We start from the raw sequence: 22,718 nt of genomic DNA, 5'->3' as shown, positions 1-22,718 counted from the left end.
GGTCTCGCTAGCGCGCAAGCTTACCCGAATACGTGGCGCAGTTGGAAAGGGCGGCCGGCGCCGCGATAATGCGCTCATGAGCGAAACTGAACGGGGCTGTCGCCGATTCCTGACAGCGTTCACGTTGCTGCTGGTCGGCGCCGCGTCGGCGCAAGCGCATGGCGAGTGGTTGTTTCGCGAGACCGCCATCATGGGCACGCGTTGCGCTGTCGAGTTGTGGACTGACGACCGCGCACACGGCCTTGCGCTGATCGATGACGTGTTCGCGGAGATGCGTCGTATCGATGCCTTGATGAGCACCTACAAACCCGAGTCCGAGCTCTCAAGGCTCAACGCGCGCGCAGGGCGACGTCCCGTCCAGGTGTCGGCGGAGCTTTTCGATTTGATCGAAACCGCCGTGGACTATTCGAGGGTAACCCATGGTGCGTTCGATATTACCTACGCAAGCGTTGGATATTTATATGATTTCCGTTCGCACAAGCGGCCGGGCTCAGCGGCGATAGCTACGGGTCTCGCCAATGTCGATTACCGCAAACTGAAATTCTCGGCGGGGCCCCGCACTCTCGCTTTCATGAATCCTGGCATGCGGATCGACCTCGGGGGCATCGCCAAGGGCTATGCGGTCGATCGCGGCATTGCCATCCTGCAACGCGCCGGCGTCAAGGACGCGATGGTCAATGCCGGTGGCGACACCCGCATACTGGGCGATCGCCGGGGTCAGCCGTGGATGGTGGGCGTGCGCGATCCAAATGATCGCGACAAGGTCGCTCTGCGCATTCCGCTCGAGAACGCCTCGATATCGACATCGGGAGATTACGAGCGCTTCTTCGACGAAGGTGGCGTCAGGTACCACCATATCATCGATCCCAAGACCGGTGATTCAGCACGCGCTTTGCGAAGCGCGACCGTGATCGCGACCACATCGTTGCGCGCCGATGCCTTGTCCACCAGCGTGTTCGTGCTCGGGCCCGAGCGCGGCATCGAGCTGATCAACGAACTGGGTGATGTCGATGCGGTGGTGGTTACACCCGAAGGCAAGCTGCTGTACTCGAATGGCCTCGCGCCGCCCTAAGCAGAGTTATGCAGGCGAGCCCTTAGTCCGGCTAGAACCAGGCCGAGAAGAAGACCTGAAAGACGTTCGCGTTCAGCGAGTAAAGCGGCTCGGCGCCTGGCGCGAAGCCGGTCTGGGTGATGTCCCGGAAATTGTCATAGTCGATGAGGATGTGGTCGTAGCGGAAATTGACCGAGGTCTTCTTCAGCCACGGCGCGCGGCCGATCCTGAACTCGTAGCTCGCGCCGAAGCCGGCGGTCTGACTAACGAAGCTTGCAAGCTCCTTGTCGCGGGCCTGGAAGTTGAGTGTGTTCTGCCGCGGGAACAGATCACGGTAGAAGTCGGCTGAGGTCTGCGTGTAATAGCGATAGCTCGCTTCGAAGATGAAATTGCGCCAGGGATGTGTGTAGCCGATTTCCCCGGTGTGACCGACGATGCCCCAGGTGTCGGAATAGAAGCGGTACATGCCATCGACTGCGGCCCTGTAGGGCAGGTGATATTTGAGACGGATGGAACCGGCATTGCTGGTGCGCGTACGCGGATAGACTTCCGGCGCCAGGCGAAACCCCGCGCCATCGAGAAAACGGATCGAACGATAGGGGCTGTTGAGATAGCCCTCATCCGTAATCGTCTCGAACGCAGCGGCCGCGATCATGTTGCGCGTCAGGATTTGAGTCAGACCGACACTGTAGCTACGCGTGTCAACCTGCTCGGCGAAGTTCGGATCACGCAGCCGTACGCCGGAGCTGTCCTTGATATTGCGAAAGACATCATTGCTGCCGCGCTTGAAGCCGAAGCTGACCGTGGTCAGGTCGCCGAACATGTCCTGGCTGATCGAGGCGTAGTAGGTCTTCGCCTTGTAATCGCTTTCCGCACTGTCGATGTAGCCAATCGAATAGGTCGACTTGCCGCGCAGGTAATCGAGTGACAGGCTCTTCTGCGTGCGCTCTTCGTCGTAGGGGCTCGCGCTCGAGAGCACGTCCACTGATGCGCTGCTCACCATGTCAATGTAATAGTTGCCGGCAACCGAAACCTTGTCGAAGAACTTCTTGCGCACCAGCACGGAAGGGCCGTCGATGACGACACCACCGCCGTCGTAACGGTGGTAGAGAACGTCGGCACGGTCTTCCGGTAGCACGCCGGCGCGCGACAGCGATGGCTGCAGCAGCAGGATCAGCGCCGCAGCGAACGTCAATCGCCGCAGTCGTGAACATCCCCTTGTGCGCAGGTTGTGCATCAGTTGCAGCCGCAGCCCCCGCCTGCGCTGCCCATGCCGCCTCGCGCGCCTTCGCGCGCCTCGTAGACGTGGTCGATATACGCGGCCGACACCGGGTCGCGCTCAAAGGACATGATGACGTCGGCGAGGCGTTCGCGTTCGTAGGGCTTGACCCAGGGCTCGATCGGCTTGCAGCCTGTCAGTGCGACCGCAGCCAATAACGCCGCTATTGCGCAGGCACTACGTTTGCGGTCGAGCATGGGGCTATTTCTCCCGAATCAGACTGCGGATGTGATTGAGATATTCGTTTTCGTCACCAGGCTTGTAGCCTCTGTGGAAAACACGCGCATTGCCCTTGCGATCAATGATAACGGTGCTCGGCATGCCCTGCACCTTGTACAGCTTGCTGACCTTGCTGTCCGTGTCATAGACGATCGGGAAGCTGACGGTGGCATGTTCGGCGAGCCAGGCATCAGCCGCCTTGGTGTCCGGTTCGACATTGACGCCGACCATGGTAAAGCCCATGGGCTTGTATTTCTTGTAGATGCTCTCGAGCAGCGGCATCTCCTGGCGACAGGGTCCGCACCAGCTTGCCCAGAAATTGAGCATCACGACCTGGCCTTTGAACTGGCTCAGCGCCACAGGCTTGCCGCCGCGGCTCGCGAGGGTGAATCCGGGCGCCGGCGCAGCCGCCGGGCCTGCTACGACCGGCAGGGCAGCAGCCAACAGGACCAACGCGGCACGTTTCATGAACTGGTTTCGGTTGAGCATCATCTGTCCGACCTCACACAACTAGAAAAACACGGTCACGCCGAGTTGCGCCTCCAGGTTGTTGGTCAGCTTGTTGGTGCCGAAAATATCGGATTCGAAAACCCGATCCTGCACGCTGATGTGCAGCGCCAGCCAGTCGGTCGGCAGAACCTTGTACCCCGCGCCGAAATTCACCGTGAATTTCTGTTCCTGCGCGAACTTCGTGCTGCCGATGCCACCCAAAACGTAGAAGGTCGAATTCATGGCGAGATTGCGACCGATAAACACCTCGCCCGGCAGGAAGTTGTACCCAAACGAGAGGGAGTAATATGTGAGCCGCCTCTCATTGCCCAGGTTGAGCGGATCGGCACCCGGGTTCAGTAGTTCGAAACTGGTCAGTCCAAGCTTGGTACGCCCGATATTCGCCTCGAAAAAGAAGTCCTCGGTAATGTGATATGTCGCACTCAGGCCGTAGGACGGATTGGTGCCGAAGTCCTCCACCCCGAGCACGCCGTAGAACGCGCCGAGCTCGAAATTCTCGGTGTCGATCTTCGGAACCTTGATCTTGCGTCGCTCGACTTCGGGTTCGATGACGCGGGGCGGGCTCTCCGTTGCCTCGTCCTGTTCCTCGAGCGAGGTGTCGGGTTCGGCCGCCGCAGCGCGATTCTTGCCGAACCACGGCCATTTGAGCGCGGCGCAGCCCGACATGCTGACCGTCATGGCCAGTGTCAGAAGAAGAACGCGAGTCCGACTTTCCATTCCTCAAGCTCCTCGTTGTCGTTGCGGCTCGTGAAAATGACCCGCTCTTTGTACTCGGCGCGAATAAAGAAGCGCCGCGTCAGGTAAAACCGCAGGCCGAAGCCGTAATAGGCGGACTGGTCGGTGCGATCGATCAGGTTGGGCCGTTGTGCATCCTTGTCGACGCGGAACAGTCCGCCGCCGAGCGTCACGAATGGCGACAGGCGCCACTCGGGCACGAAGACGTGATTGAGCCCGACGTCGATCATGTAGCCGTTGCGCTGTTCGCCCAGGTATTGCGACACCGTCAGGTCGATTTTCAGGTTGTCGTTCAGCGACACGGCACCATAGCCCGAGACCAGGTTCGCGCCGTCGAAGTCGCCGGCGAAAGCGCCGAGTTCGTAACGGTGCGAAGTAAAGCCATCGCGATCGCCGAGATCGATTTCGAAGTGACTGCCGTCGACCAGCAGGGTCTTGACCATGTCGCGCTGCGACGCCCAGCCTTCGATGCCCCGTTCGGTGCGCACACGGAACCAGTCCGTGCGTCGTTTGAGGATCTGCACTGACTCACCGCGCGCAACCACCTGAGTGACGGGGTAACCGCGTCCAGGCCCGGTGCGAAGTTCGAGGTAGGGTTCGGCAACGAAGACCTGCAAATACTGGCGCGGCGCGGCCCAGGCAAGGGTCGCGCCGACGCACAGCAGGCTGCACAGCAGTAGAGCTGCTAGATCAGTTGACCGGCGCCACAAATGGGTTGTTGAAATACTGCGCTCCAATATCCAGCCATTCAGCCAGCAGTTGCAGTTCTGCCGCCGTCAAATAGCCCGCGTGACTTCCACCTGCTGCAAAGCGACCAAAAAATGCGGTGGAGCCAAGCGCGTTCCGTGCCCGCATCGACGGCGCGACTGGTACGGGGCTCAGCACTGGCTGCCCCGTCACCGGATCGGTCCCCGTCTGCACCAGGATGTCCTGGAGCGCGCCCATGTTAACTTCTTGCGCGTTATCGGTGAACAGCAGTTCTCGGTAGGCCCTGAACTGCAGTGGTTCCTCATCCGACGGGCCATCGGTCAGGTCCAGCTGCCCGGCCGGTACCCGCACGGCATTGGCTGCATCGCGCGGGCTATGGCAGCTGGTGCAGGTATTGTCGGCGATGACGGCGCCACCCGCATCCAGGGTCACGCGCGGCAGCGACCACAGTGGATGCACGATGGTCTCGTAGTTGATCACCAGGCGGCAGGTCGCGGACCAGCGACTCATGCAATCTGGACGCGTCGGCGAGGGCGTCGACAGGTCGGCATGACGTACGCTGAACGCAGCATCGGGTGCGCGACCCGCGGTTGCCGCATCGGTCCAGACATCCTCAAACAGCATGTCCACGGCCGGGTGCATGGACTTGCACTTGTCGAGGCCGCCCAGGCCGCAGGTGTAGCGTGCCATGGCCTGCGCCATGGTATCGCCCGACTGCGCGTTCACGGTGGGCACGGTATTGGGGAAAGGACCGTTGCCCGGCGCGCCGACCCAGGCTTGCGCAAAGAGGTTTCGCCGGCCGTGCGACTGCGGATTCTGTGGATCGCGCACGTGGCAGCCATTGCAGCTCAGCACTTCGCCCGGCCGCAGCTGCAGCCAGTTGCCATGGGGAGGCGAAATGCGCATGCCGTCGCGATTGAGAATCTCCATCATGAATGGCACGTTCGCCGGGACCTTGCTGCGCACCGAACCGTCGGGTTCGACCATGGCGTAGGCAAGGATTTCGGCCATGAAGTTGCTGGCGCCGAACGCCGCATTGTCGATGTCGAGCACGTCGCGATCTGGAATGAATACGGGCTTCACGAACCGGATGAAGCGCGCGGGGCGCTCATCGGCTGTCGTGTTGGCGGGGTTTGCAAGCGTTGCAATGCCAGCCGGTGCGCTGTCGGTGCCGTCGATGTCATAGACACTGCGGATGTCCACGATGCCGACGCCTTCGGAGACCAGGTCCTGATCGACATCGAGGCCGGGCACCTTGTCGAGGATCACGGCCGGGAGGCTGCGCGGCTGCGCGATTGCCACGTCGGTGATCATCATGCCGGTCTCGGGCGTCATCAGCGGCAGGAAGGCCCGTGCCACCGTGTCATACATCCAGATGCTGTACTGGGGCTCGGCGGGCAGCGCCGCCGGATCGTTGACGACATCGTTGGTGCAAGGGCGGATTTCGCCGTTCAATTGCGCTCGACACTGCGTCCAGCTGACGGCGATGCGGCCACTGCCGTCCCAGAGCGGGAAGAATGAGCTGAAGCGTCCGCCCGGCGAGATACCGGGCACGGTGCGCACATCGTTGCCGGTGGCCACCGACTGCGCCGGTCCCGTCATGCCCTGGTTCGCGAGCGTCGCCTGTGTATTCTCGACATAGGTCGCGGTGTCGATGATGGTCAGGTCGCCGCCGAATTCCGCGTCGGTGTCGGGCCGTATCAATGCCATGATGCGCCCATCCGGCAGCTCGTGCGGCTGGATGAACTCGATATCGGAGTTGTTCGTGCCGGTGGCGTGACTTTCCTTGCCATACAGCAGCTGCTCGTCCGTGCCGTCGGGATTGGCGCTGTACAGGTGAATTCCGTTGCGCCCCGGCGCTGTGTCCCAGCGGCTCCATACGACGCGGCCGTCGCGCGTCACCATGGGATCGATGTCGTGGCTGGTGCCGAAGGAGATCTGCTTGATTCCCGTGCCGTCGGCGTTCATGACATGGAGCAGGAAAACCGGTTCACTGCGATCTTCAGTCTGGATCTCGAACTGTGGTTTGCCCTCGTCGAGCAATACGGCGCGCGCCTGGCGCTGGCGCGTCGAAGTGAAGACGATGCGCCCATCGGGCAGGAAGTGGGGCGAGCGGTCGTGACCTTCTTCGGCGATGAGGTCCGAGGTGATGATCCGTTTCAAGGTGTCGGTTGCGAAGGTGTACTGCCAGATGTTCCAGGTCGGCTGATCTTCCTCCTGGCCGTTCGGGATCATCGGGCCGCGCATTGCGAATACAATCGACGTGCCATCGAAGGCGACATCGACGTCGCGCACGTCCCACATGTCGGTCGTCCCCGTGATGCGCTCGGTCACGTTGCGCTCGGGTGTCGACGGATCGGCGCGGTCGCGGACGAACAGGTCGGCGTCGACCTGGAACAACCGCTGGCTGTGGACATCGTCCTGGGTCAGGTCCGGCAGGGTGCGTTTGACGTAGGCGATGGGAAAATCGATGGTAGCCGGGTCAGGGCTTTGGCCACTGCCAATGTCGATATTGCCGCCGCCGGAGCAGGCTGCGAGCACGGCGAGGCAGCCTGCGCCCAGGACAAGTTTGATCATGCGCTGCACCATCATTCGCTCCTCGCGGCAATGCCGATGTTGACGTATTGCCGCACCAATCTGACGTAATGCATTAATCCAGAAGGCACATTCAAGTTTCTGCCGATGTCGTCACAGCGGCCGCTTCGCCTTTGGGTTTCTCTTGCCGCGCTTGTTTGTACAGACGCGCCGAGAGGTATCCACCCTGGGTGTGCAAGGTTCCGCGCATGGCGATTTCACGCAGTGACCGGGATCGCATTTCCTGGGAATAAGGGTACCCGTGTGACGTAACAACGCACGCTGTCGTTAGCTGGCGACGTGCGCGGATTGAGACAACTTCACGGGTGGATTTGTGGCTGTAAATTGCGTGACATGCGGCAACGGCGCCGCATCGTTGCAACTCGGGTAACACGACTTCAAGGGAACGCGAGCTATGACCATGCAATCGACGAAGCGTTCGGTACTGACGGCAGCCGGCCTCGCGGCGCTCGCTGTCATCGCCTCGGGTGCGAATCTCGCGAGCGCTGGCGCGCGCGAACAGGCGCGACGCATTCACGATCGCATTGCGGGCGTGCCACCGAGCGCCGCCGTGCTGGATCAGATGGAAAGTGAGGTTGCGGCGGGCCGCCCCGAGGAGGCCGCGCGCATCGCCATGGAGAACTCCGCGTTCTACACGGTGACGTTGAAGAACTTCGTCACGCCCTGGACCAATCGGGACCAGACCGTGTTCGCGCCGCTCAACGATTACACGGCAACGGTCATCGGCATGGTGCGCGATGACGTGCCGTTCAATACATTACTGTCGGCCGACATTCTCTACATTGGAGCGAATGGTCTCGGTCTCCCGGCCTACTCGCAGGTCAACAACGATCACTACGAGCAGCTCGAGTCGCGCGGCATCGACCTGAAGGCGAATCTCGTGCAGGCGAGCCAATCGTCGCTCCTAGGTATCCCTGCCGCCGCCACGGCGGGCGTGATGACCTCGCGGGCGGCTTCAGAGGCATTTTTCATCGACGGCACCAACCGCGCGATGTTTCGGTTCACGATGATGAATCACCTGTGCCACGACCTCGAGGAAGTGCAGGACACGTCGCGCCCGCCCGATCGCATTCGCCAGGATGTCAGTCGTTCGCCAGGCGGTGACAGCCGGATTTTCCTGAACAGCTGCATTGGCTGCCATAGCGGCATGGATCCGCTCGCCCAGTCATTGGCCTATTACGATTTCGACGAGACCCAGAATCGCCTGGTCTATACCGCAGGCCAGGTGCAGGCCAAGTATTTCAACAACCAGGACAACTTCAAGCCGGGATTCGCAACGCCCGATGACAGCTGGGAGAACTACTGGCGCAAGGGGCCCAACCGCAAACTCGGCTGGGATTCCAGCAAGCCCGGCTTCGGCAGCGGCGCGAAGACCATGGGCGAGGAGCTCGCGGCCTCGGATGCCTTTGCCTCCTGCCAGGTCGAGAAAGTATTCAAGACCGTCTGCTTCCGCGCACCGAACGATGCAGCAGATCGCGCCCGCGCGCAGCAGATCACCAGCGACTTCAAGAGTGGCGGCTACAAGTTGAAAGACGTGTTCGCCGAGACCGCCGCTTATTGCATGGGCGATTGAGGGAGATACCGACATGACGCGCCTGTTGCCAATGACAACCCTTATTCGTAGCGCCTCGGCGATCGCTCTGGTCGCAGTGCTCACTGCCTGCTCGGGCGGAGCGCCAACCGAGGAAGCGCCCATCACCCAGGCGCCCCCGGTAGCCGATTACACAGGTCCCGCGCCCGCCAATGCCGACGTGCAGGCGTTCAAGATCAACCTGTGGGAGAACATCAAGGCGAACAACCGTTGCGGCGGCTGCCACAACGCGACCGGACAATCGCCACGCTTTGCGCGCAATGACGACGTCAACCTGGCCTACCAGGAAGCCATTGGCGTTGTTGATCTGCCGCAACCCGACAATTCGCGCATGGTCACCAAGGTCTCCGGCGGTCACAACTGCTGGCTGACAGCGACTTCCGCCTGCGGCGATACGCTCACGGTTTGGATACGCAACTGGGCGGGAGCCGTGGCGACCGGCGGCCGCCAGATCCAGCTGCAGCCTCCCGTACTGCGTGACGTGGGCGCGAGCAAGAACTTTCCGGCCAGCTCGGCGGGCTACGCCAACACGATTTATCCGATCGTGACGCAGTACTGCTCGCGCTGTCACTCCGAGAGCGCGGCTACTCCGCAGTCACCGTACTTCGCGAGCGCCGACGTCGATGTGGCCTACGCGGCGGCGCGTACCAAGATCAATCTCGAGGATCCGGCGCAATCGCGTCTGGTACTTCGGCTGCGCGATGAGTTCCACAACTGCTGGAGCGACTGCGCCTCGAACGCCAACACCATGGAGCAGGCGATACATAATTTTGCCGATGCCATTCCTCTTACGCAGATCGATCCGAGCCTCGTGACGTCCAAGGCCCTGACCTTGTACGAAGGCACGATCGCCGCAGGTGGCAATCGCTTCGAGAACAATCTGCTGGCGCTGTACGAATTCAAGACCGGCACCGGCAACACGATCTACGACACCTCGGGCGTGGAACCCGCGCTCAACCTCAACATGACGGGTGATATCACCTGGGTTGGCGGCTGGGGCGTGAACGTCAAGACCGGCGGCAAGGCCCAGGGTACGACCGCGGCGAGCAAGAAACTCGCCGACACCATCCGCCTGACTGGTGAATACAGTATCGAGGTATGGGCCGCGCCGGCCAACGTGATGCAGGAGGACGCCTTCATGGTCAGTTACTCCGGCGGCACGATGGCGCGCAATTTCACACTCGCCCAGCGCGAATACCAGTACCAGGCATTCAATCGTTCGAGCACGACCGACACCAATGGCGAGCCGTTCATGATCACCGCCGCGGCGGACGAGGATGCGCAGGCCAGCCTGCAGCACGTGGTCCTTACCTTCGATCCGGTCAATGGTCGACGCATCTACGTCAATGGTGAATTCACCGGCGACAACGACGCGCAGACCGGTGGCTCGCTCAACGACTGGGATGACACTTTCGCATTCGTGCTCGGCAACGAGACTTCGAACGATCGGCAATGGACCGGTGTCATGCGGCTGGTTGCCATACACAGCCGCGCATTGACGCTGGAGCAGATACAGCAGAACTTCGCCGCCGGCGTCGGCGAGCGCTATTACATGCTCTTCAGCGTAAGCCACCTGATCAACGTGCCGCAGAGCTACATCATGTTCGAGGCGAGCCAGTACGACAGCTACGGCTATCTGTTCTCGAAGCCGGCCTTCATCAGCCTCGATGGCACCGCCGTGCCGGACAACATTCCGCTCGCAGGCGTACGCCTCGGCGTGAATGGCGCCGAAGCCACCGCGGGTCAGGCTTACATTCCGCTCAATACCACGTTGTCGAGTTCCAATTACCTGCCCGAGACCGGCCAACCGCTCAGCCAGATCGGCACCGTGGTCGCACTCGAGAAGGGTCCGGATCTCGACCAGTTCTTCCTGACCTTCGAGCGCATCGGCAGCAATACGCATACGGTGACGGAGCCGGCGCTCGTGCCGCCGCCGCCGCCGGCCGACGGCCCGCCGCAACCGCAGTATGGCTTGCGCACCTTCGACGAGATCAACAAGACGTTCTCGAATATCACCAGCGTGCCGGTGACCAATGCCAACGTTGCCCAGACCTACAACTTGGTCAAGCAGGCATTGCCCTCGACCGAGCAGCTCGGCACCTTCGGTGCGTCCCAGCAGACAGCACTCGCCCAGCTCGCCATCGAGTACTGCAACGAACTCGTGGACGACGGCACGCTGCGCGGCGGCTTCTTCCCCGGGCTCAATCTCAATACGACCGCCAATACCTACTTTGCCTCGCAAGCGAACCGCGACCTCGTGATCGATCCGCTGATCGAGCGCGTGGTGGGTCAGTTCGCCGGCAGTGCGGAGCTCGGCACGCAGCCTTCGGCCGCCGAAGTGCGCACCGAAATCAATGACCTTATCGCCAAGCTCACGGCCGGTGCCGCGGGTGGCCAGTCGGGCCGTACGGCAGTCGTTGCCAAGGCGTCCTGTGCAGCGGTGCTCGGTAGCGGCTCGCTGCTGCTGCAATAGGTTTTTGGGAGTATCGACATGATCATTCGCAAGAAAGCCCCGCGCCAACTGAAACTCGACGAGCCGATTCGGCACGAGAGCCACAAGCGTCCGGTGACGCGACGTGACTTCATTTCAAACGGCTTCCTGACCGGTCCTGCGGTGATCGCCGCACCGACCATTTTCAGTCTGTTCGCGAATCCGATGGCTGCGCGCGCAGCGCTCTCGCCGGATCTCGATGCGATGAAGGTCAACCCCTGCAACATCCTGCCGGGTGCGGGCAAGATCCCGTTCATCTGCTTCGATCTGGCCGGCGGCGCGAACATGGCGGGCTCGGAAGTTCTGATTGGCGGCCCCGGCGGACAGCTCGACTTCCTGAGCACAGCGGGCTATGCCAAGCTCGGCCTGCCGGGCGATATGGTTCCGAATGCGCCGAATGCGCAGAGCGCGACCAACAATTTCATCAACACCTCGCTCGGGCTTGCCTGGCACTCGGATGGCGCGCTGCTGCGCGGTATCCTGGAGAAAGCCTCGGTCGCTGCCCAGGCCAATACCAACGGCGCCGTCATTGCGGCCCGCTCCGAGAACGATACCGGCAACAATCCGCACAATCCGATGTACGGAATCTACCGTGCGGGCGCAGACGGTGAATTGCTTACATTGATCGGCTCGCGCAATTCCGATTCCGGTGGCAATTCCATGGCACCGGCTGATCTGATCGACCCGTCGGTACGCCCGACCAAGGTTGATCGGGCGAGTGACGTGACGGGCCTGGTCGACACCGGCAAGCTGGTCGGACTGCTCGATCAGTCGGATGCGGTCAAGGTGCTCGAGTCCATCGCACGCATCAGTCACCGCAAGGACCAGCGCATCCTGACAGTCGGTCCCGACCAGGTGCTCAAGGACCTGGTGGACTGCGGCTACGTGAAGTCAGCCGATCTGGCTGACCGTTTCGGCAATCCGGCTTCGCTCAATCCCAACCTCGACCCCGACATCGTGGGTCCGACGGGCATCTTCAGCCAGGCCGAGTACAACGGCGACGGCGAGTTCCAGAAAACCGCCGCGGTCATGAAGATGGTCATCGAAGGCTATGCCGGCGCCGGCACCATCACCATGGGCGGCTATGACTACCATGGCCAGGGTCGCAACACAGGTGAGATCCGCAACCTGCGCGCGGGCCGCTGCATGGGTGCCTGCCTGGAATTCGCCGCCCGGCGCGGCGTGCCGCTCATGATGTATGTATTCAGCGATGGCTCGCTGTCGGCGAACGGCCAGATCGACAATACCGTCGATGGCCGCGGCAAGTTCATGTGGGCGAGCGACAACCAGTCGACCGCCTCGTCGTTCTTCCTCGTCTACAACCCGGCCGGTCGACCTGTAGTGTCGACTGCCGGCGGCATCATTGCCGAGCGTCACCAGCAGATCGGCTACTTCCGTTCCGATGGTTCAGTCGACACCTCATCGAGCCCGGCAGCGAACGCCGTGAACCTGCTGGTGCAGACCGTGCTGCTCAACTACATGGCACTGCACGGCCAGCAAGGGCAGTTCAGCGGCACCTTCCCGAACAACGGCCTGGGTGGGGCGCAGTTGCAGGACAGCCTGGTCGCGTTCGAGCCGATTGTGAACGGCGTCATCAGCTAATCGCTGAACGCGCAATTGTGCATCTGTCGGCGCATGGCGGCGGCTGTCGCCACGCGCCGACGCTGTTTCCGGCGCTCGCCGGTATTTCAGCGCCCGAACGAGTTGCCGGAAAGCGAAGCTGTTCCGTTGACATTGTTAACTACGCTGTGCGAGTGTTGCGAGCACTGCCGGGACCATCTCGGTCCGTGATCCCGGAGCGCGAAAGACAGGCTTGTTTGCCCCATGCGTCTGCTTCTCATTGTATTGTTTCTTCTGTCGCTCGCAGCGAGCGCTGCCGACTCGTCGTTGGTCGGTAAGGCCGCGCCGGACTTCGCATTGCGGGCGACCAATGGACCAAATCAGCGCTTATCCGAATTTGCCGGTGACGTGGTGCTGATCTCCTTCTGGGCGAGTCGCTGTAACACCTGTCGCGACCAGCTGCGATCGCTCGATGCATTGCACCGCACCTACGCCAATGCAGGACTCGTCGTCGTCGGAATCGGCGTCGAGGATGACGATGGCAAGGCGCGCGAATTCGCTGCCTCGCAACCGGTCGGATTCCCAATGTTGCTCGATCCGCAAAAAACGGTTGCGCGCAGTTATCGAATCGAGAGCCTGCCGACCGTGATCGCTGTCGATCGGGGCGGAGTCGTGCGTTACGTCAGCCGGGACGGCAGTGGCAAGACCCAGCCCGACTATCTCGGCGTATTGCGAACCTTGTTGGATGAATGAACGAGCAGGAGAGCTTGGCCATATGATGCGTCCTTCGATCCGGACGATCGCGCGCAACATGATGCTGGTAGCGTCTTTGTTGTTGTGCGCGAGCGTCAGTTCCCAAGAGGCCGTAGCGCCGGGGGATGCTGGTGCATCCGCCGCCGAGGCGCCCGCCGCGTCGGCGGCCGATGCTTCCGGCGAGACCGGCATGGCGGATGCGACCGAGGCGCCAGCGTCGGTCGCGGGCGCCGACGAACCGGCAGCAGCTGTCGACGACCGCGGCATGGACGAGCAGATCCAGGACCTCAAGAAGGACGTCGTCGACCTCAATCGCGAATTATTCGTGCTGGAGGAGGAGCTGCTGTTTCCTGCCAACACGCAGGTTGCGGTTTTCGTCTCGATGGATGTCGGCGAGTTCTTCGCGCTCGATTCGATCCAGCTCAAGATCGACAACAAGGAAGTGACCAACTACCTTTATACGCCGCGCGAGGCCGAGGCGTTGCTCAAAGGCGGTGTTCACAGGCTGTTCCTCGGCAATCTGAAGGTTGGCAAGCACGAACTGGTCGCGTTCTTCTCCGGCAAGGGCCCGAATGATCGCGATTATCGCCGCGGTGCCAACCTCCGTTTCGAGAAGAGCATCGGCGCGAAATATCTCGAACTGAAAATAACCGACCGTCAACGTCGCGCACAGCCCGAATTCGAGATCAAGGACTGGGAATAACCAGCGCCTATGGTGGGCTCGCGTCAAATTGCAGCTTGGCTGGCCGCGGCAGCGCTCGTGTCGTTGCCGCAGATTGCACCGGCTGCGAAGTCCGATCCGGAGAAACTCCCGGTCACGCGGGTCAGGGATCTGCACTACGGCGATGTCCTGTTCCAGTTCTATCAGGGCAACAATTTCGAGGCACTGACGAGACTCAATGCCTATGAGCAATGGCAGCTCCTGCCCAATCACAAGGCCGAGGCGCAGCTGTTGCGCGGCGGCCTGTACCTCGAGCTTGGCCTGCACAATGAAGCCGGCCAGATCTTCCAGGCCCTGCTGACACCCGACATCCCTCAGGGCGTTCGCAATCGTGCCTGGTTCTACCTGGGCAAGGTCTGGTATGCGCGCGGCTACTACGATCGCGCCGAGCAGGCGATACGGCAGGTGGCCGGTACGCTGAGCCCGCAGCTCGAGGCCGAGAAGCAGCACCTGCTGGCCAACGTACTCATGCGCCAGGAGAAGTACGATGAGGCCATCGCGCTGTTGAACGGCTGGCGCGGCCCGGCGGACTGGGTTGCCTTTGCGCAGTTCAATCTGGGCGTCGCACTGGTGCGAAAGGGCCTGCTCGCCGACGCTGCCCGGTTCCTCGGTGCGGTCGGTTCGCTCGAGACATCGCGGCGTGAGTTGCTGGCGCTCAGGGACCGGGCGAATCTCGCTCTCGGTTTTGCCTATCTGCAGGCGCAGCAACCTGCCGAAGCCCGCAACTATCTGCTACGTGTTCGCCTGAATGGACCCTATTCCAACAAGGCGCTACTCGGCGCCGGCTGGGCCGATGCGCAGCTCGGCGATTACCGCGCCGCATTGACACCCTGGCTCGAACTGCACGATCGCAATCTGCTCGACGCCGCAGTCCAGGAGTCCTTCCTGGCTGTGCCGTACGCATTTGGCAAGCTCAATGCCAACGCGCAGGCCGCCGAGTACTACGAATCGGCGGTTTCCTCGTTCGCGGATGAATCATCCCGTATCGACTCTGCGGTGCAGCGTATCCGTTCGGGCGAGATGCTCGATGCCATCCTGCAACGCGAAGCGGATGGTGCCAATTTCGGCTGGTTCTGGCAGCTCAAGGAACTGCCGAATGCCGTCGAATCGCGCTACCTCTACACCATACTCGCGGGCCACGGTTTTCAGGAAGGCCTGAAGAACTACCGTGACCTCGTATACCTCGGCGGCACGCTCGGCCGGTGGCAGGACAATCTGGTCGCCTACCAGGACATGATCGACACCCGCGATCGCGCCTACGCCGAGCGACTGCCGCGCGCTGACGCCTTGCTGGCATCGGACAAGCTCCAGGACCTGCGCCAATACCGCGGCCAGCTCGAGGCGCAGTTGAAGGAAATCGAGCGCGGCAAGGATGTCGCGGCGCTCGGCACCGCTGAAGAACGCGACCAGTGGCGCCGTATCCGGGCCGTTGAAGTTGCGCTCGAGTCGGCTCCTGCCGAGCAGGTCGATGCCGAAACCCGCGAAAAACTGCGCCTGGTCAAGGGTGTCCTTTATTACCGCCTGGACGAAGCGTTTCGCGGACGCATGTGGCAGGAAAGGCGTGCATTTCGCGAGCTCGACCTTGCCTTGTTCGAAGCGCAGAACCGCTGGGTGAGAGTGCAGCGCGCGCGGACCAATTCCGTCACGAACACCGCGGAATTCGCCGCACGGTTGGATTCGGTGGACAAGCGGCTGCGGTCCTTGCTGGAGCGCCTGCAGGCATCCCGGACGGCTTTGTCGAATCATCTGTCGCTCCTTGCGACCAATGAGCTCGGTGCACAGCAGCAGCGCCTCGCTACCTACCAGGTGCAGGCGCGGTTCGCCCTGGCCTCGATCTACGATCGGGCCGCGAACAACGACCTGCCCACCGAACCCGCGCAGCCTTCGGGACCGACGAGCGACGGCAACGTACCAGAGGAGCCGCAGCCGTGAGCCGGGCTCAAGTTGTTTCGCTCGCACTGGTGCTGGCGCTTGCCGCTGGGGCAGCCGATGCCGCCAAGCCGCGCAAGTCCGAGACCATTGGCGACCTGCAACGCAAGGCCGTCGACGTGCGCACCACGCAACCCGTACCATCGAGTTCGGGAAAGGCCATGGAGAACTACCGGCGCTTCCTCGAGCTGCAGCAAACTGATCCACAATTGCGTGCGGAAGCCCTGCGGCGCCTCGGCGATCTCAACCTGGAGTCGGGCGAGCTCGAGCGTATGTCGAGCGAAGTGACCTCACTCGACATGCAGGGCGCCGCCGCAATCGAACTTTATACGACCCTACTGAAGGCCTATCCGGATTATCCGCGTAACGACCAGGTCCTGTATCAGCTCGCCCGTGCCTACGAGACGACCGGGCAGCCCGAACGCGCGCTCGCGACGCTCGATAGCATCGTCAAGCAGTATCCGCAGTCCCGCGAGCGTGACGAAGTGGAATTCCGGCGCGGCGAGTTGTTGTTCTCGGCCAAGCAGTACCGCGATGCGGAACGCGCCTACCGCTTTGTCGTTGATGCGGGCGACAAGTCCGCTTTCTATGCGCAAAGTCTCTACAAGCACGGCTGGTCGCTTTTCAAGCAGGGCCTGAACGAGGACAGCCTGCCGTCCTTCGTCGGCGTTCTGGACAAATACCTGCGCGATCCCAAGGATCCGGGCCGCGCGGTCAAGATGGATAGCCTGTCCCGCGCCGATCGCGAGCTGACTGAAGACACCCTGCGCGTGATGAGCATTACGTTTTCTTATCTCGACGGACCATCCAGCCTCGATGAATTCGTGGCCGGACGCGGCAACGCGCCATATTCCTATCTGTTGTACAGCCGCCTTGGCGACCTGTACGTTGAAAAGGAGCGCTATCAGGATGCCGCCGGCGCCTACCGCGCCTTCGTAGGCCGCGATCCGAACAACGAGAACGCGCCCGGGCTGTCCATGCAGGCCATAGAAGCCTACCGCAAGGGTGGCTTCGCCCAGCTCGTGCTCGATGGCAAGCGCGAGTATGTCGAGCGTTACAATTTTGCAGCACCGTTCTGGCAGGGCCGCGAGCGCGCCGACTATCCGACCGTGGTCGGTGAGCTCAAGATCAACCTCAAGGACGTTGCGCAGCATTTCCATGGCACTGCGCAGAAGTCCGGGAAGCTTGACGACTACATGCAGGCAGCGCGCTGGTACCGCAGCTATCTCGAGTCATTTCCCGATGATCCGGACTCGGCTGCCACCAACTACCTTCTGGCCGAAACCCTGTTCGAGTCGAAGCAGTTCGCCGATGCAGCAGCCGAATACGAACGCACGGCCTACAAGTATCCGAAGAACGACAGGTCCGCGCAGGCGGCTTATGCGGGCCTTGTTTCCTACCAGAAGCTCGAAGAGTCGCTGCCTGCCCAGTCTCGTGGCGAATGGCATACCCGCGCCGTCGACGCCGGCGTGCGCTTTGCCGAGACGTTTCCGGAACATCCGGACAGCGCCGGTGTGCTGACGCGTGCGGCAGAGGACGTATTCGCAAGTAATGATTTCCCGCGCGCGATCGGGCTTGCGAACAAGCTGCTCGCGCGCCAGCCACCCGTCGAGACAGCCAAGCAGCGCATCGCCTGGACGATCATCGGACAATCGAATTTTGACCTGAAGCAATATGGCGAAGCGGAAACGGGGTTCCAGCGCGCCCGCGACCTCGTGCCCCCGGATGATCCGATGCGCAAGGATCTGACCGAGCGTTTGGCTGCCTCGGTGTATCGCCAGGGCGAAGCGCTGCAGCAGGGCGGCGACGCCGATGGCGCGGTCGATGCGTTTCTACGCGTCGCGCGCGTCGCACCTGATTCGAGTATCCGTCCGACAGCCGAGTACGACGCTGCAGCCCAGTTGATCAAGGGCGAGCAGTGGGACAGGGCGATCACCGTGCTCGAGGGCTTTCGAAACAACTTTCCTAAGCATGAGCTGGTTCGCGATGCGACGCGCAATCTCGCGGTTGCGTATTCGAAGACGGGGCGTGCTGGCCAGGCGGCCATGGAATTCGAGCGCATGGCGCTCGATACCAACGAAGATGCCGCGGTTCGCCGCGAGGCCACCATGACTGCGGCCGACCTGTACGAGCAGGCAAAGAACAGTGCCAAGGCAACCGCGATGCTGGAGCGCTTCGTTGCTGAGTATCCACAGCCGGTTGCCGAGGCGATCGAGGCGCGCCAGCGCCTGGCAACCATCGCCAGCGGCAGCGGCAATACGGAGCGCCAGCGTTACTGGTTTGCGCAAATCATCAAATCGGACCGCGAGGCGGGCGCGGGTCGTACCGACAGGACACGATTCCTCGCGGCCAAGGCTCAGTTGGCTCTGGCTGAGCCGGATCGTGACGCATTCCGCGCGATCAAGCTGACCATACCTCTCAAGAAGAGCCTGGCCAGCAAGCGCAAGGCGCTCGAGACAGCGCTTGCCGCCTACAAAACGGCGGCTGATTACCGTATTGCCGAGGTCACCACGGCTGCGACCTTCGAGATGGCCGAACTTTACCGCGGTCTCGGCCGTGATCTGATGGCCTCCGAGCGGCCAAAGGGGCTGTCGGCGGACGAACTTGAACAATACGATCTGCTGCTCGAAGAGCAGGCCTTCCCGTTCGAGGAACAGGCGATCGAGATGCACGAGGTCAATACTGCGCGCATCGCGGACGGTGTCTACGATGCATCCGTCCAGCAGAGCTTCGTGGCGCTTGCAAAGCTCAAACCAGCGCGTTACGGCAAGACCGAGCAGTCCTATGCGGTCATTTCGCAACTGAGCCGGGCTGCGCGCCCCGCAGATCCGGCCCAGCCCGATGCGCCGCCGGACATCGTGCCGCCGCCGCCGCCGCAGGCGCAAACCGACTTCGAGCGTGCGCTGGCGGCGCTCGCCTCGGGCAACGACGTCGAGGCGGAATTGCAGCTGAAGCAGATGACTGTGGCGTATCCGGACCTGCCTGGGCCCTGGTTCAACCTGGGCCTGCTGCTTCGCAAGCTGCAGCGATTTGACGAGGCCCTTGCGGCGTTCGCCGAAGGCGCCAGGCGTGATCCGCGCAGCGTTGCCGGTTTGACAGAAATGGGCGTCACGGCGCGACTTGCCGGCAAGTTCGCGGACGCACGTCGCGCTTACGAACAGGCGCTCGCGCTCGATGAGAACGATGCGGCACTTCAGCGCAATTATGGTGTATTGCTAGATCTTTACATGAATGAACCCGTTCTGGCGCTTGCTGCGTTTCGCAAGTACCAGCAGCTCGCTCCGGAAGACAAGCAGGTGGCGGGCTGGATCGCCGATCTGGAACGTCGCGCCGGTGGTGCGGGTCCAAGTCAGACGAATGGAGGTGGCTGATGTCGCTGCTAATGCATCGAACCTGGCCGGTTACCCTTGCAGCGCTTTGTCTGAGCGCTGCGCACGCCGTTGCACAGACGCCAGCGCCCGAGCCAACCGCTGCGACGGCCGAGCCAGCGAGCGGATCGTCGCCCGCCGATAAAACGGACGCAACGGCCAAGGATGCGACGGAGGACCTGCAGCCGGCAGTCGATACCTCCTCGGCAACCACGGCGACACCGACGCCGGCCCCGGCTGGCGCGCGAGGTGGCCGGGGGATCGATCGCCTCGATCTCGACACCACGCAGATCACGGGAAATCGCGAACTGCCCAAAGTGCTTTATATCGTGCCCTGGAAACGCTCCGACCTAGGCGATCTGCTCGGCAAACCGGTCAATAGCCTGCTGGATGAAGTCCTGCAGCCCGTGGATCGCGACGTATTTCGGCGCGAGAACCGCTATTACGAGGCCGTCAAACCCGACGCGGCGCAAGGTTCTGGCTCGCCAGCCGGCAAGCCTGAGAATTAAATCGCAGTTTTTTTTACTTAATTTAGGCAATTTGGGTCCGCTTGATCAAAGCTTTGAGGAGATTTCCATGGGTTCTTTCAACACGATCGTGAAGTTCTTCCAGGAGGGGGGGATCTTCATGTGGCCGATCGCGATCGTCTTTGTGCTCGGCGTCGCGATCGCCATAGAGCGCTACATCTATCTGTCGCGCCAGGCGATCATGAATCGCTCCCTCTGGAACGAACTGGTACCGCATCTGCAGTCCGGCAACTTCAAGCAAGCCGTGCAGCTGACGCAGGGATCATCATCGTTCATCGGGTCGATCCTGAATTACGGCCTGGCCCGCATCCAATCGGCGCGCACGCGCGATGACATCGAAAAGGCAATGGATGAGTCGATCATGGAAGCGGTGCCGAAGCTCGAGAAGCGCACTCACTATCTCGCGAGCTTTGCCAACATCGCGACCCTGCTCGGGCTCCTCGGCACGATTCTCGGTCTGATCCAGGCCTTCCAGGCCGTTGGCAATGCCAATCCGGCAGACAAGGCGGACCTGCTGTCGGCTTCCATCTCGATTGCGATGAACACGACCGCGTTCGGGCTGATCGTTGCGATCCCCCTGTTGCTTGTGCACTCGGTGATCCAGTCAAAGACGACGCAGTTGATCGATTCACTGGAGATGGCATCGGTCAAATTCCTCAATGCCATCACTGAGCGACAGGGCGCGCAGGCGAAGTCATGATCCGCCGATCGGCACGCCGGCACCGTCGCCGAGATGATGGCGACATCAACGTCACGGCCTTCATGAATCTGATGGTCGTGCTGGTGCCGTTCCTGTTGATTTCGGCGGTCTTCTCGCGCCTTGCGATCCTGCAGCTGAACCTGCCGGGCGAGCAGTCCGAGCAGGTCGAAACCGAACAGGTCCTCAATATCGAGGTCATTGTCCGCAAGGATCAAATCCAGGTCGCCGACCGTGGCACAGGTCTCCTCAAAGCCCTGCCCAATGTTGCCAGCGGTTACGACTACAAGGGTTTGTCCGAATACCTGCAACTCGTCAAGACCAAATATCCGCAGAAGACCGACGCGACACTGCTCGTCGAACCCGATACCCAGTACGACACCGTCGTGCAATTCATGGACACGGTTCGCGCGGTGACTGTGCTCGACGGTGGCAAAGCCACCCAGGCGGAATTGTTTCCTGATATTTCCATAGGAGATGCGCCGATATGAGCGGTTCAGCCCGTGCCAAGCGCATGGAGAGGCACCACAAGCGTGCCCGCCCGGCTTCGCTCCATCTGGTGTCGCTCATGGACATCTTCACCATCCTGGTGTTCTTCCTGCTTGTCAATCAGGCCGAAGTGCAGGATCTCGACGTCCCGCCGGAGATCAAACTGCCTGAGTCTATGGCGCAGCAGCATCCCGCCGAGACCGTGGTCGTCACCGTCGGTAAGGACGCATTGTTCGTCCAGGGCACGCCCATTGCCACCATCGCGGAAATCGACGCGCAGAGCGGGCTCGTCATCGCGCCGCTGCGCGAGGCCCTGAAGCAGCAGAGCGACCGCATCTTGCGGGCCGCCGCCGCCACCGACATCACGGGGCGCGAAATAACGGTTCTGGGTGACAAGACCGTGCCCTACAGAATATTGAAGAAAGTCATGGCGACTTGTACAGATGCCGACTACGGCAAGTTGTCGCTTGCCGTGATGCAAAGCGATGAAGCCGTCGCCATGTCGGCTTCGCGCAGTTGAAGCAGGAGTGAATAGTGCTGCTTAGGCCCTATTACCGGAATTTCGAGCTGCCTTGGGAGGCGGACCTCGACAATGAGGCGTTCTTTGCCAAGCTCTGGCGCATTTTGCTGCTGGCCTGCATCGCGCTTGGGATCCTCATCTGGCTGATCGATGTTCCAGAGCGCGATACGAATCTCGCGCCCTCGGTGCCGCCCCGCCTGGCGAAGATCGTCATCGAAAAGGAAATTCCACCGCCGCCGCCGCCCCCGGTGGTAGAGCCGGAACCGATCAAACCGACCGACCAGGCAAAGCCGCGCGAGCAATCGCCGCGGCCAAAACCAGATGCGCGTGAGCGGGCATCCAAAGCCGGCTTGCTCGCGTTCCAGGACGACCTGGCAGACCTTCGCCAGCAATTCGAGCTGACCAAGGAGCAGATGACGCCGACGGCCAATGACACGGGTGCCATCGACGGCCCAACGCGCTCCGAGCGGTCGCTGATCACGTCCAAAGTTGGTCAATCGTCTGGTGGCATCAATACGGCAGGCCAGAGTCGCGGTTTTGGTGGCGGCTCGGGCAACCTCGGCGGTCATGCGACCACCCAGGTCGTCGTGCCTTTTGGCGGCGGTGGTGGTGCGGGCGACGGTAGTGGCGTGCGACGCAGCGGTGCCAGCAAGAAGGCAGCCCGCAGCCGCGAAGAAGTGGAATTGATCTTCGATCGCAACAAGGGCGCCATCTACGCGCTCTACAGCCGCGCCCTGCGCGAGAAGCCCGAGTTGCAAGGCAAGATGGTGCTCGAGTTCACGATTGCGCCGAGTGGTGAGGTCACCATGTGCCGCGTCGTCTCGAGTGAACTGAACGACGCGGACCTCGAACGCAAGATCGTCTCGCGCGTGCGCCTGTTCCGCTTCGAAGCCAAGGACGTCGAGACCGTCACGACGACCAAGCCGATCGATTTCTTCCCGGCCTGACCGGCACTGACTTGCGGCCGTTCGCCAT

The 22,718-nt window shown here is 61.9% G+C and carries 19 protein-coding genes; 13 read left to right on the top strand and 6 right to left on the bottom strand.

What is annotated here, in order from left to right:
• Nucleotides 1-76: 76 nt before the first annotated feature.
• Complete coding sequence (locus R3E77_12075; GenBank protein MEZ5500150.1) at nucleotides 77-1,072, top strand: FAD:protein FMN transferase; 996 nt, start codon at nucleotides 77-79, stop codon at nucleotides 1,070-1,072.
• A gap of 31 nt (nucleotides 1,073-1,103) precedes the next feature.
• Here R3E77_12075 and R3E77_12070 read toward each other — a convergent pair whose 3' ends face one another.
• Genes R3E77_12070 through R3E77_12045 form a run of 6 tightly spaced genes read right to left on the bottom strand, consistent with a single transcriptional unit; the run spans nucleotide 1,104 to nucleotide 7,079 of the window.
• Nucleotides 1,104-2,246, bottom strand: a complete 1,143-nt coding sequence (locus tag R3E77_12070) for a DUF3570 domain-containing protein (protein ID MEZ5500149.1) — start codon at nucleotides 2,244-2,246, stop codon at nucleotides 1,104-1,106.
• Nucleotides 2,247-2,287: 41 nt separating this feature from the next.
• The gene (locus R3E77_12065) at nucleotides 2,288-2,527 is read right to left on the bottom strand and encodes a DUF4266 domain-containing protein (GenBank protein ID MEZ5500148.1); all 240 of its coding nucleotides are present in this window, start codon (nucleotides 2,525-2,527) and stop codon (nucleotides 2,288-2,290) included.
• A gap of 4 nt (nucleotides 2,528-2,531) precedes the next feature.
• Nucleotides 2,532-3,041: a TlpA disulfide reductase family protein gene (locus tag R3E77_12060; protein MEZ5500147.1), complete on the bottom strand. Its 510-nt coding sequence runs from the start codon at nucleotides 3,039-3,041 to the stop codon at nucleotides 2,532-2,534.
• Nucleotides 3,042-3,059: 18 nt separating this feature from the next.
• A complete protein-coding gene (locus R3E77_12055) occupies nucleotides 3,060-3,776 on the bottom strand; it encodes an outer membrane beta-barrel domain-containing protein (protein MEZ5500146.1) in 717 nt (238 codons plus the stop codon).
• Nucleotides 3,746-4,504: an SH3 domain-containing protein gene (locus R3E77_12050; protein ID MEZ5500145.1), complete on the bottom strand. Its 759-nt coding sequence runs from the start codon at nucleotides 4,502-4,504 to the stop codon at nucleotides 3,746-3,748. Before R3E77_12050 ends, R3E77_12055 begins: the two co-directional genes overlap by 31 nt.
• Nucleotides 4,485-7,079, bottom strand: coding sequence for a hypothetical protein (locus R3E77_12045; GenBank protein MEZ5500144.1), 2,595 nt, complete (start codon nucleotides 7,077-7,079; stop codon nucleotides 4,485-4,487). The genes R3E77_12050 and R3E77_12045 overlap by 20 nt, the downstream gene beginning before the upstream one ends.
• 418 nt (nucleotides 7,080-7,497) lie before the next feature.
• Here R3E77_12045 and R3E77_12040 point away from each other — a divergent pair, with 418 nt between their 5' ends.
• From R3E77_12040 to R3E77_11985, 12 genes are all read left to right on the top strand, one after another.
• Nucleotides 7,498-8,670, top strand: a complete 1,173-nt coding sequence (locus tag R3E77_12040; GenBank protein MEZ5500143.1) for a hypothetical protein — start codon at nucleotides 7,498-7,500, stop codon at nucleotides 8,668-8,670.
• 13 nt (nucleotides 8,671-8,683) lie between these two features.
• Nucleotides 8,684-11,161 carry a LamG domain-containing protein gene (locus R3E77_12035; GenBank protein ID MEZ5500142.1) on the top strand — a complete coding sequence of 826 codons (2,478 nt, stop codon included), beginning with the start codon at nucleotides 8,684-8,686 and terminating at the stop codon, nucleotides 11,159-11,161.
• An 18-nt stretch (nucleotides 11,162-11,179) separates the two neighbouring features.
• On the top strand, nucleotides 11,180-12,781 hold the full coding sequence (locus R3E77_12030) for a hypothetical protein (protein ID MEZ5500141.1): 1,602 nt from the start codon (nucleotides 11,180-11,182) through the stop codon (nucleotides 12,779-12,781).
• Between the two features lie 222 nt (nucleotides 12,782-13,003).
• Entirely contained in the window at nucleotides 13,004-13,492 is a 489-nt protein-coding gene (locus R3E77_12025; GenBank protein ID MEZ5500140.1) for a TlpA disulfide reductase family protein, read from the top strand.
• Nucleotides 13,493-13,514: 22 nt separating this feature from the next.
• Entirely contained in the window at nucleotides 13,515-14,195 is a 681-nt protein-coding gene (locus tag R3E77_12020; GenBank protein ID MEZ5500139.1) for a hypothetical protein, read from the top strand.
• Nucleotides 14,196-14,204: 9 nt separating this feature from the next.
• On the top strand, nucleotides 14,205-16,145 hold the full coding sequence (locus R3E77_12015) for a hypothetical protein (protein MEZ5500138.1): 1,941 nt from the start codon (nucleotides 14,205-14,207) through the stop codon (nucleotides 16,143-16,145).
• Nucleotides 16,142-19,513 carry a tetratricopeptide repeat protein gene (locus R3E77_12010; protein MEZ5500137.1) on the top strand — a complete coding sequence of 1,124 codons (3,372 nt, stop codon included), beginning with the start codon at nucleotides 16,142-16,144 and terminating at the stop codon, nucleotides 19,511-19,513. Before R3E77_12015 ends, R3E77_12010 begins: the two co-directional genes overlap by 4 nt.
• Nucleotides 19,513-20,019 carry a hypothetical protein gene (locus tag R3E77_12005; protein ID MEZ5500136.1) on the top strand — a complete coding sequence of 169 codons (507 nt, stop codon included), beginning with the start codon at nucleotides 19,513-19,515 and terminating at the stop codon, nucleotides 20,017-20,019. The genes R3E77_12010 and R3E77_12005 overlap by 1 nt, the downstream gene beginning before the upstream one ends.
• A complete protein-coding gene (locus R3E77_12000) occupies nucleotides 19,901-20,737 on the top strand; it encodes a MotA/TolQ/ExbB proton channel family protein (GenBank protein MEZ5500135.1) in 837 nt (278 codons plus the stop codon). Before R3E77_12005 ends, R3E77_12000 begins: the two co-directional genes overlap by 119 nt.
• On the top strand, nucleotides 20,734-21,225 hold the full coding sequence (locus R3E77_11995; GenBank protein MEZ5500134.1) for a biopolymer transporter ExbD: 492 nt from the start codon (nucleotides 20,734-20,736) through the stop codon (nucleotides 21,223-21,225). The genes R3E77_12000 and R3E77_11995 overlap by 4 nt, the downstream gene beginning before the upstream one ends.
• Nucleotides 21,222-21,743 (top strand): biopolymer transporter ExbD, encoded by a 522-nt coding sequence (locus R3E77_11990; protein ID MEZ5500133.1) that lies wholly within the window; start codon nucleotides 21,222-21,224, stop codon nucleotides 21,741-21,743. Before R3E77_11995 ends, R3E77_11990 begins: the two co-directional genes overlap by 4 nt.
• 14 nt (nucleotides 21,744-21,757) lie before the next feature.
• The gene (locus tag R3E77_11985) at nucleotides 21,758-22,690 is read left to right on the top strand and encodes an AgmX/PglI C-terminal domain-containing protein (protein ID MEZ5500132.1); all 933 of its coding nucleotides are present in this window, start codon (nucleotides 21,758-21,760) and stop codon (nucleotides 22,688-22,690) included.
• Nucleotides 22,691-22,718 lie beyond the last annotated feature (28 nt).

Source organism: Steroidobacteraceae bacterium, assembly GCA_041395505.1.
Taxonomy (GTDB): Bacteria; Pseudomonadota; Gammaproteobacteria; order Steroidobacterales; family Steroidobacteraceae; genus JAWLAG01.
The sequence above is the reverse complement of the archived record's forward strand: the minus strand, read 5'-3'. Positions and strand labels throughout refer to the sequence as shown.

What these genes read in the sequence shown, in the direction of transcription:
- R3E77_12025 (MEZ5500140.1), top strand. Translation starts at nt 13,004, where the DNA reads ATGCGTCTGCTTCTCATTGTATTGTTTCTTCTGTCGCTCGCAGCGAGC.
- R3E77_12035 (MEZ5500142.1), top strand. Translation starts at nt 8,684, where the DNA reads ATGACGCGCCTGTTGCCAATGACAACCCTTATTCGTAGCGCCTCGGCG.
- R3E77_12045 (MEZ5500144.1), bottom strand. Translation starts at nt 7,079, where the DNA reads ATGATCAAACTTGTCCTGGGCGCAGGCTGCCTCGCCGTGCTCGCAGCC.
- R3E77_12000 (MEZ5500135.1), top strand. Translation starts at nt 19,901, where the DNA reads ATGAAGTCCTGCAGCCCGTGGATCGCGACGTATTTCGGCGCGAGAACC.
- R3E77_12075 (MEZ5500150.1), top strand. Translation starts at nt 77, where the DNA reads ATGAGCGAAACTGAACGGGGCTGTCGCCGATTCCTGACAGCGTTCACG.
- R3E77_12030 (MEZ5500141.1), top strand. Translation starts at nt 11,180, where the DNA reads ATGATCATTCGCAAGAAAGCCCCGCGCCAACTGAAACTCGACGAGCCG.
- R3E77_12020 (MEZ5500139.1), top strand. Translation starts at nt 13,515, where the DNA reads ATGATGCGTCCTTCGATCCGGACGATCGCGCGCAACATGATGCTGGTA.
- R3E77_12015 (MEZ5500138.1), top strand. Translation starts at nt 14,205, where the DNA reads ATGGTGGGCTCGCGTCAAATTGCAGCTTGGCTGGCCGCGGCAGCGCTC.
- R3E77_11995 (MEZ5500134.1), top strand. Translation starts at nt 20,734, where the DNA reads ATGATCCGCCGATCGGCACGCCGGCACCGTCGCCGAGATGATGGCGAC.
- R3E77_11990 (MEZ5500133.1), top strand. Translation starts at nt 21,222, where the DNA reads ATGAGCGGTTCAGCCCGTGCCAAGCGCATGGAGAGGCACCACAAGCGT.
- R3E77_12005 (MEZ5500136.1), top strand. Translation starts at nt 19,513, where the DNA reads ATGTCGCTGCTAATGCATCGAACCTGGCCGGTTACCCTTGCAGCGCTT.
- R3E77_12040 (MEZ5500143.1), top strand. Translation starts at nt 7,498, where the DNA reads ATGCAATCGACGAAGCGTTCGGTACTGACGGCAGCCGGCCTCGCGGCG.
- R3E77_12060 (MEZ5500147.1), bottom strand. Translation starts at nt 3,041, where the DNA reads ATGATGCTCAACCGAAACCAGTTCATGAAACGTGCCGCGTTGGTCCTG.
- R3E77_12055 (MEZ5500146.1), bottom strand. Translation starts at nt 3,776, where the DNA reads ATGGAAAGTCGGACTCGCGTTCTTCTTCTGACACTGGCCATGACGGTC.
- R3E77_12065 (MEZ5500148.1), bottom strand. Translation starts at nt 2,527, where the DNA reads ATGCTCGACCGCAAACGTAGTGCCTGCGCAATAGCGGCGTTATTGGCT.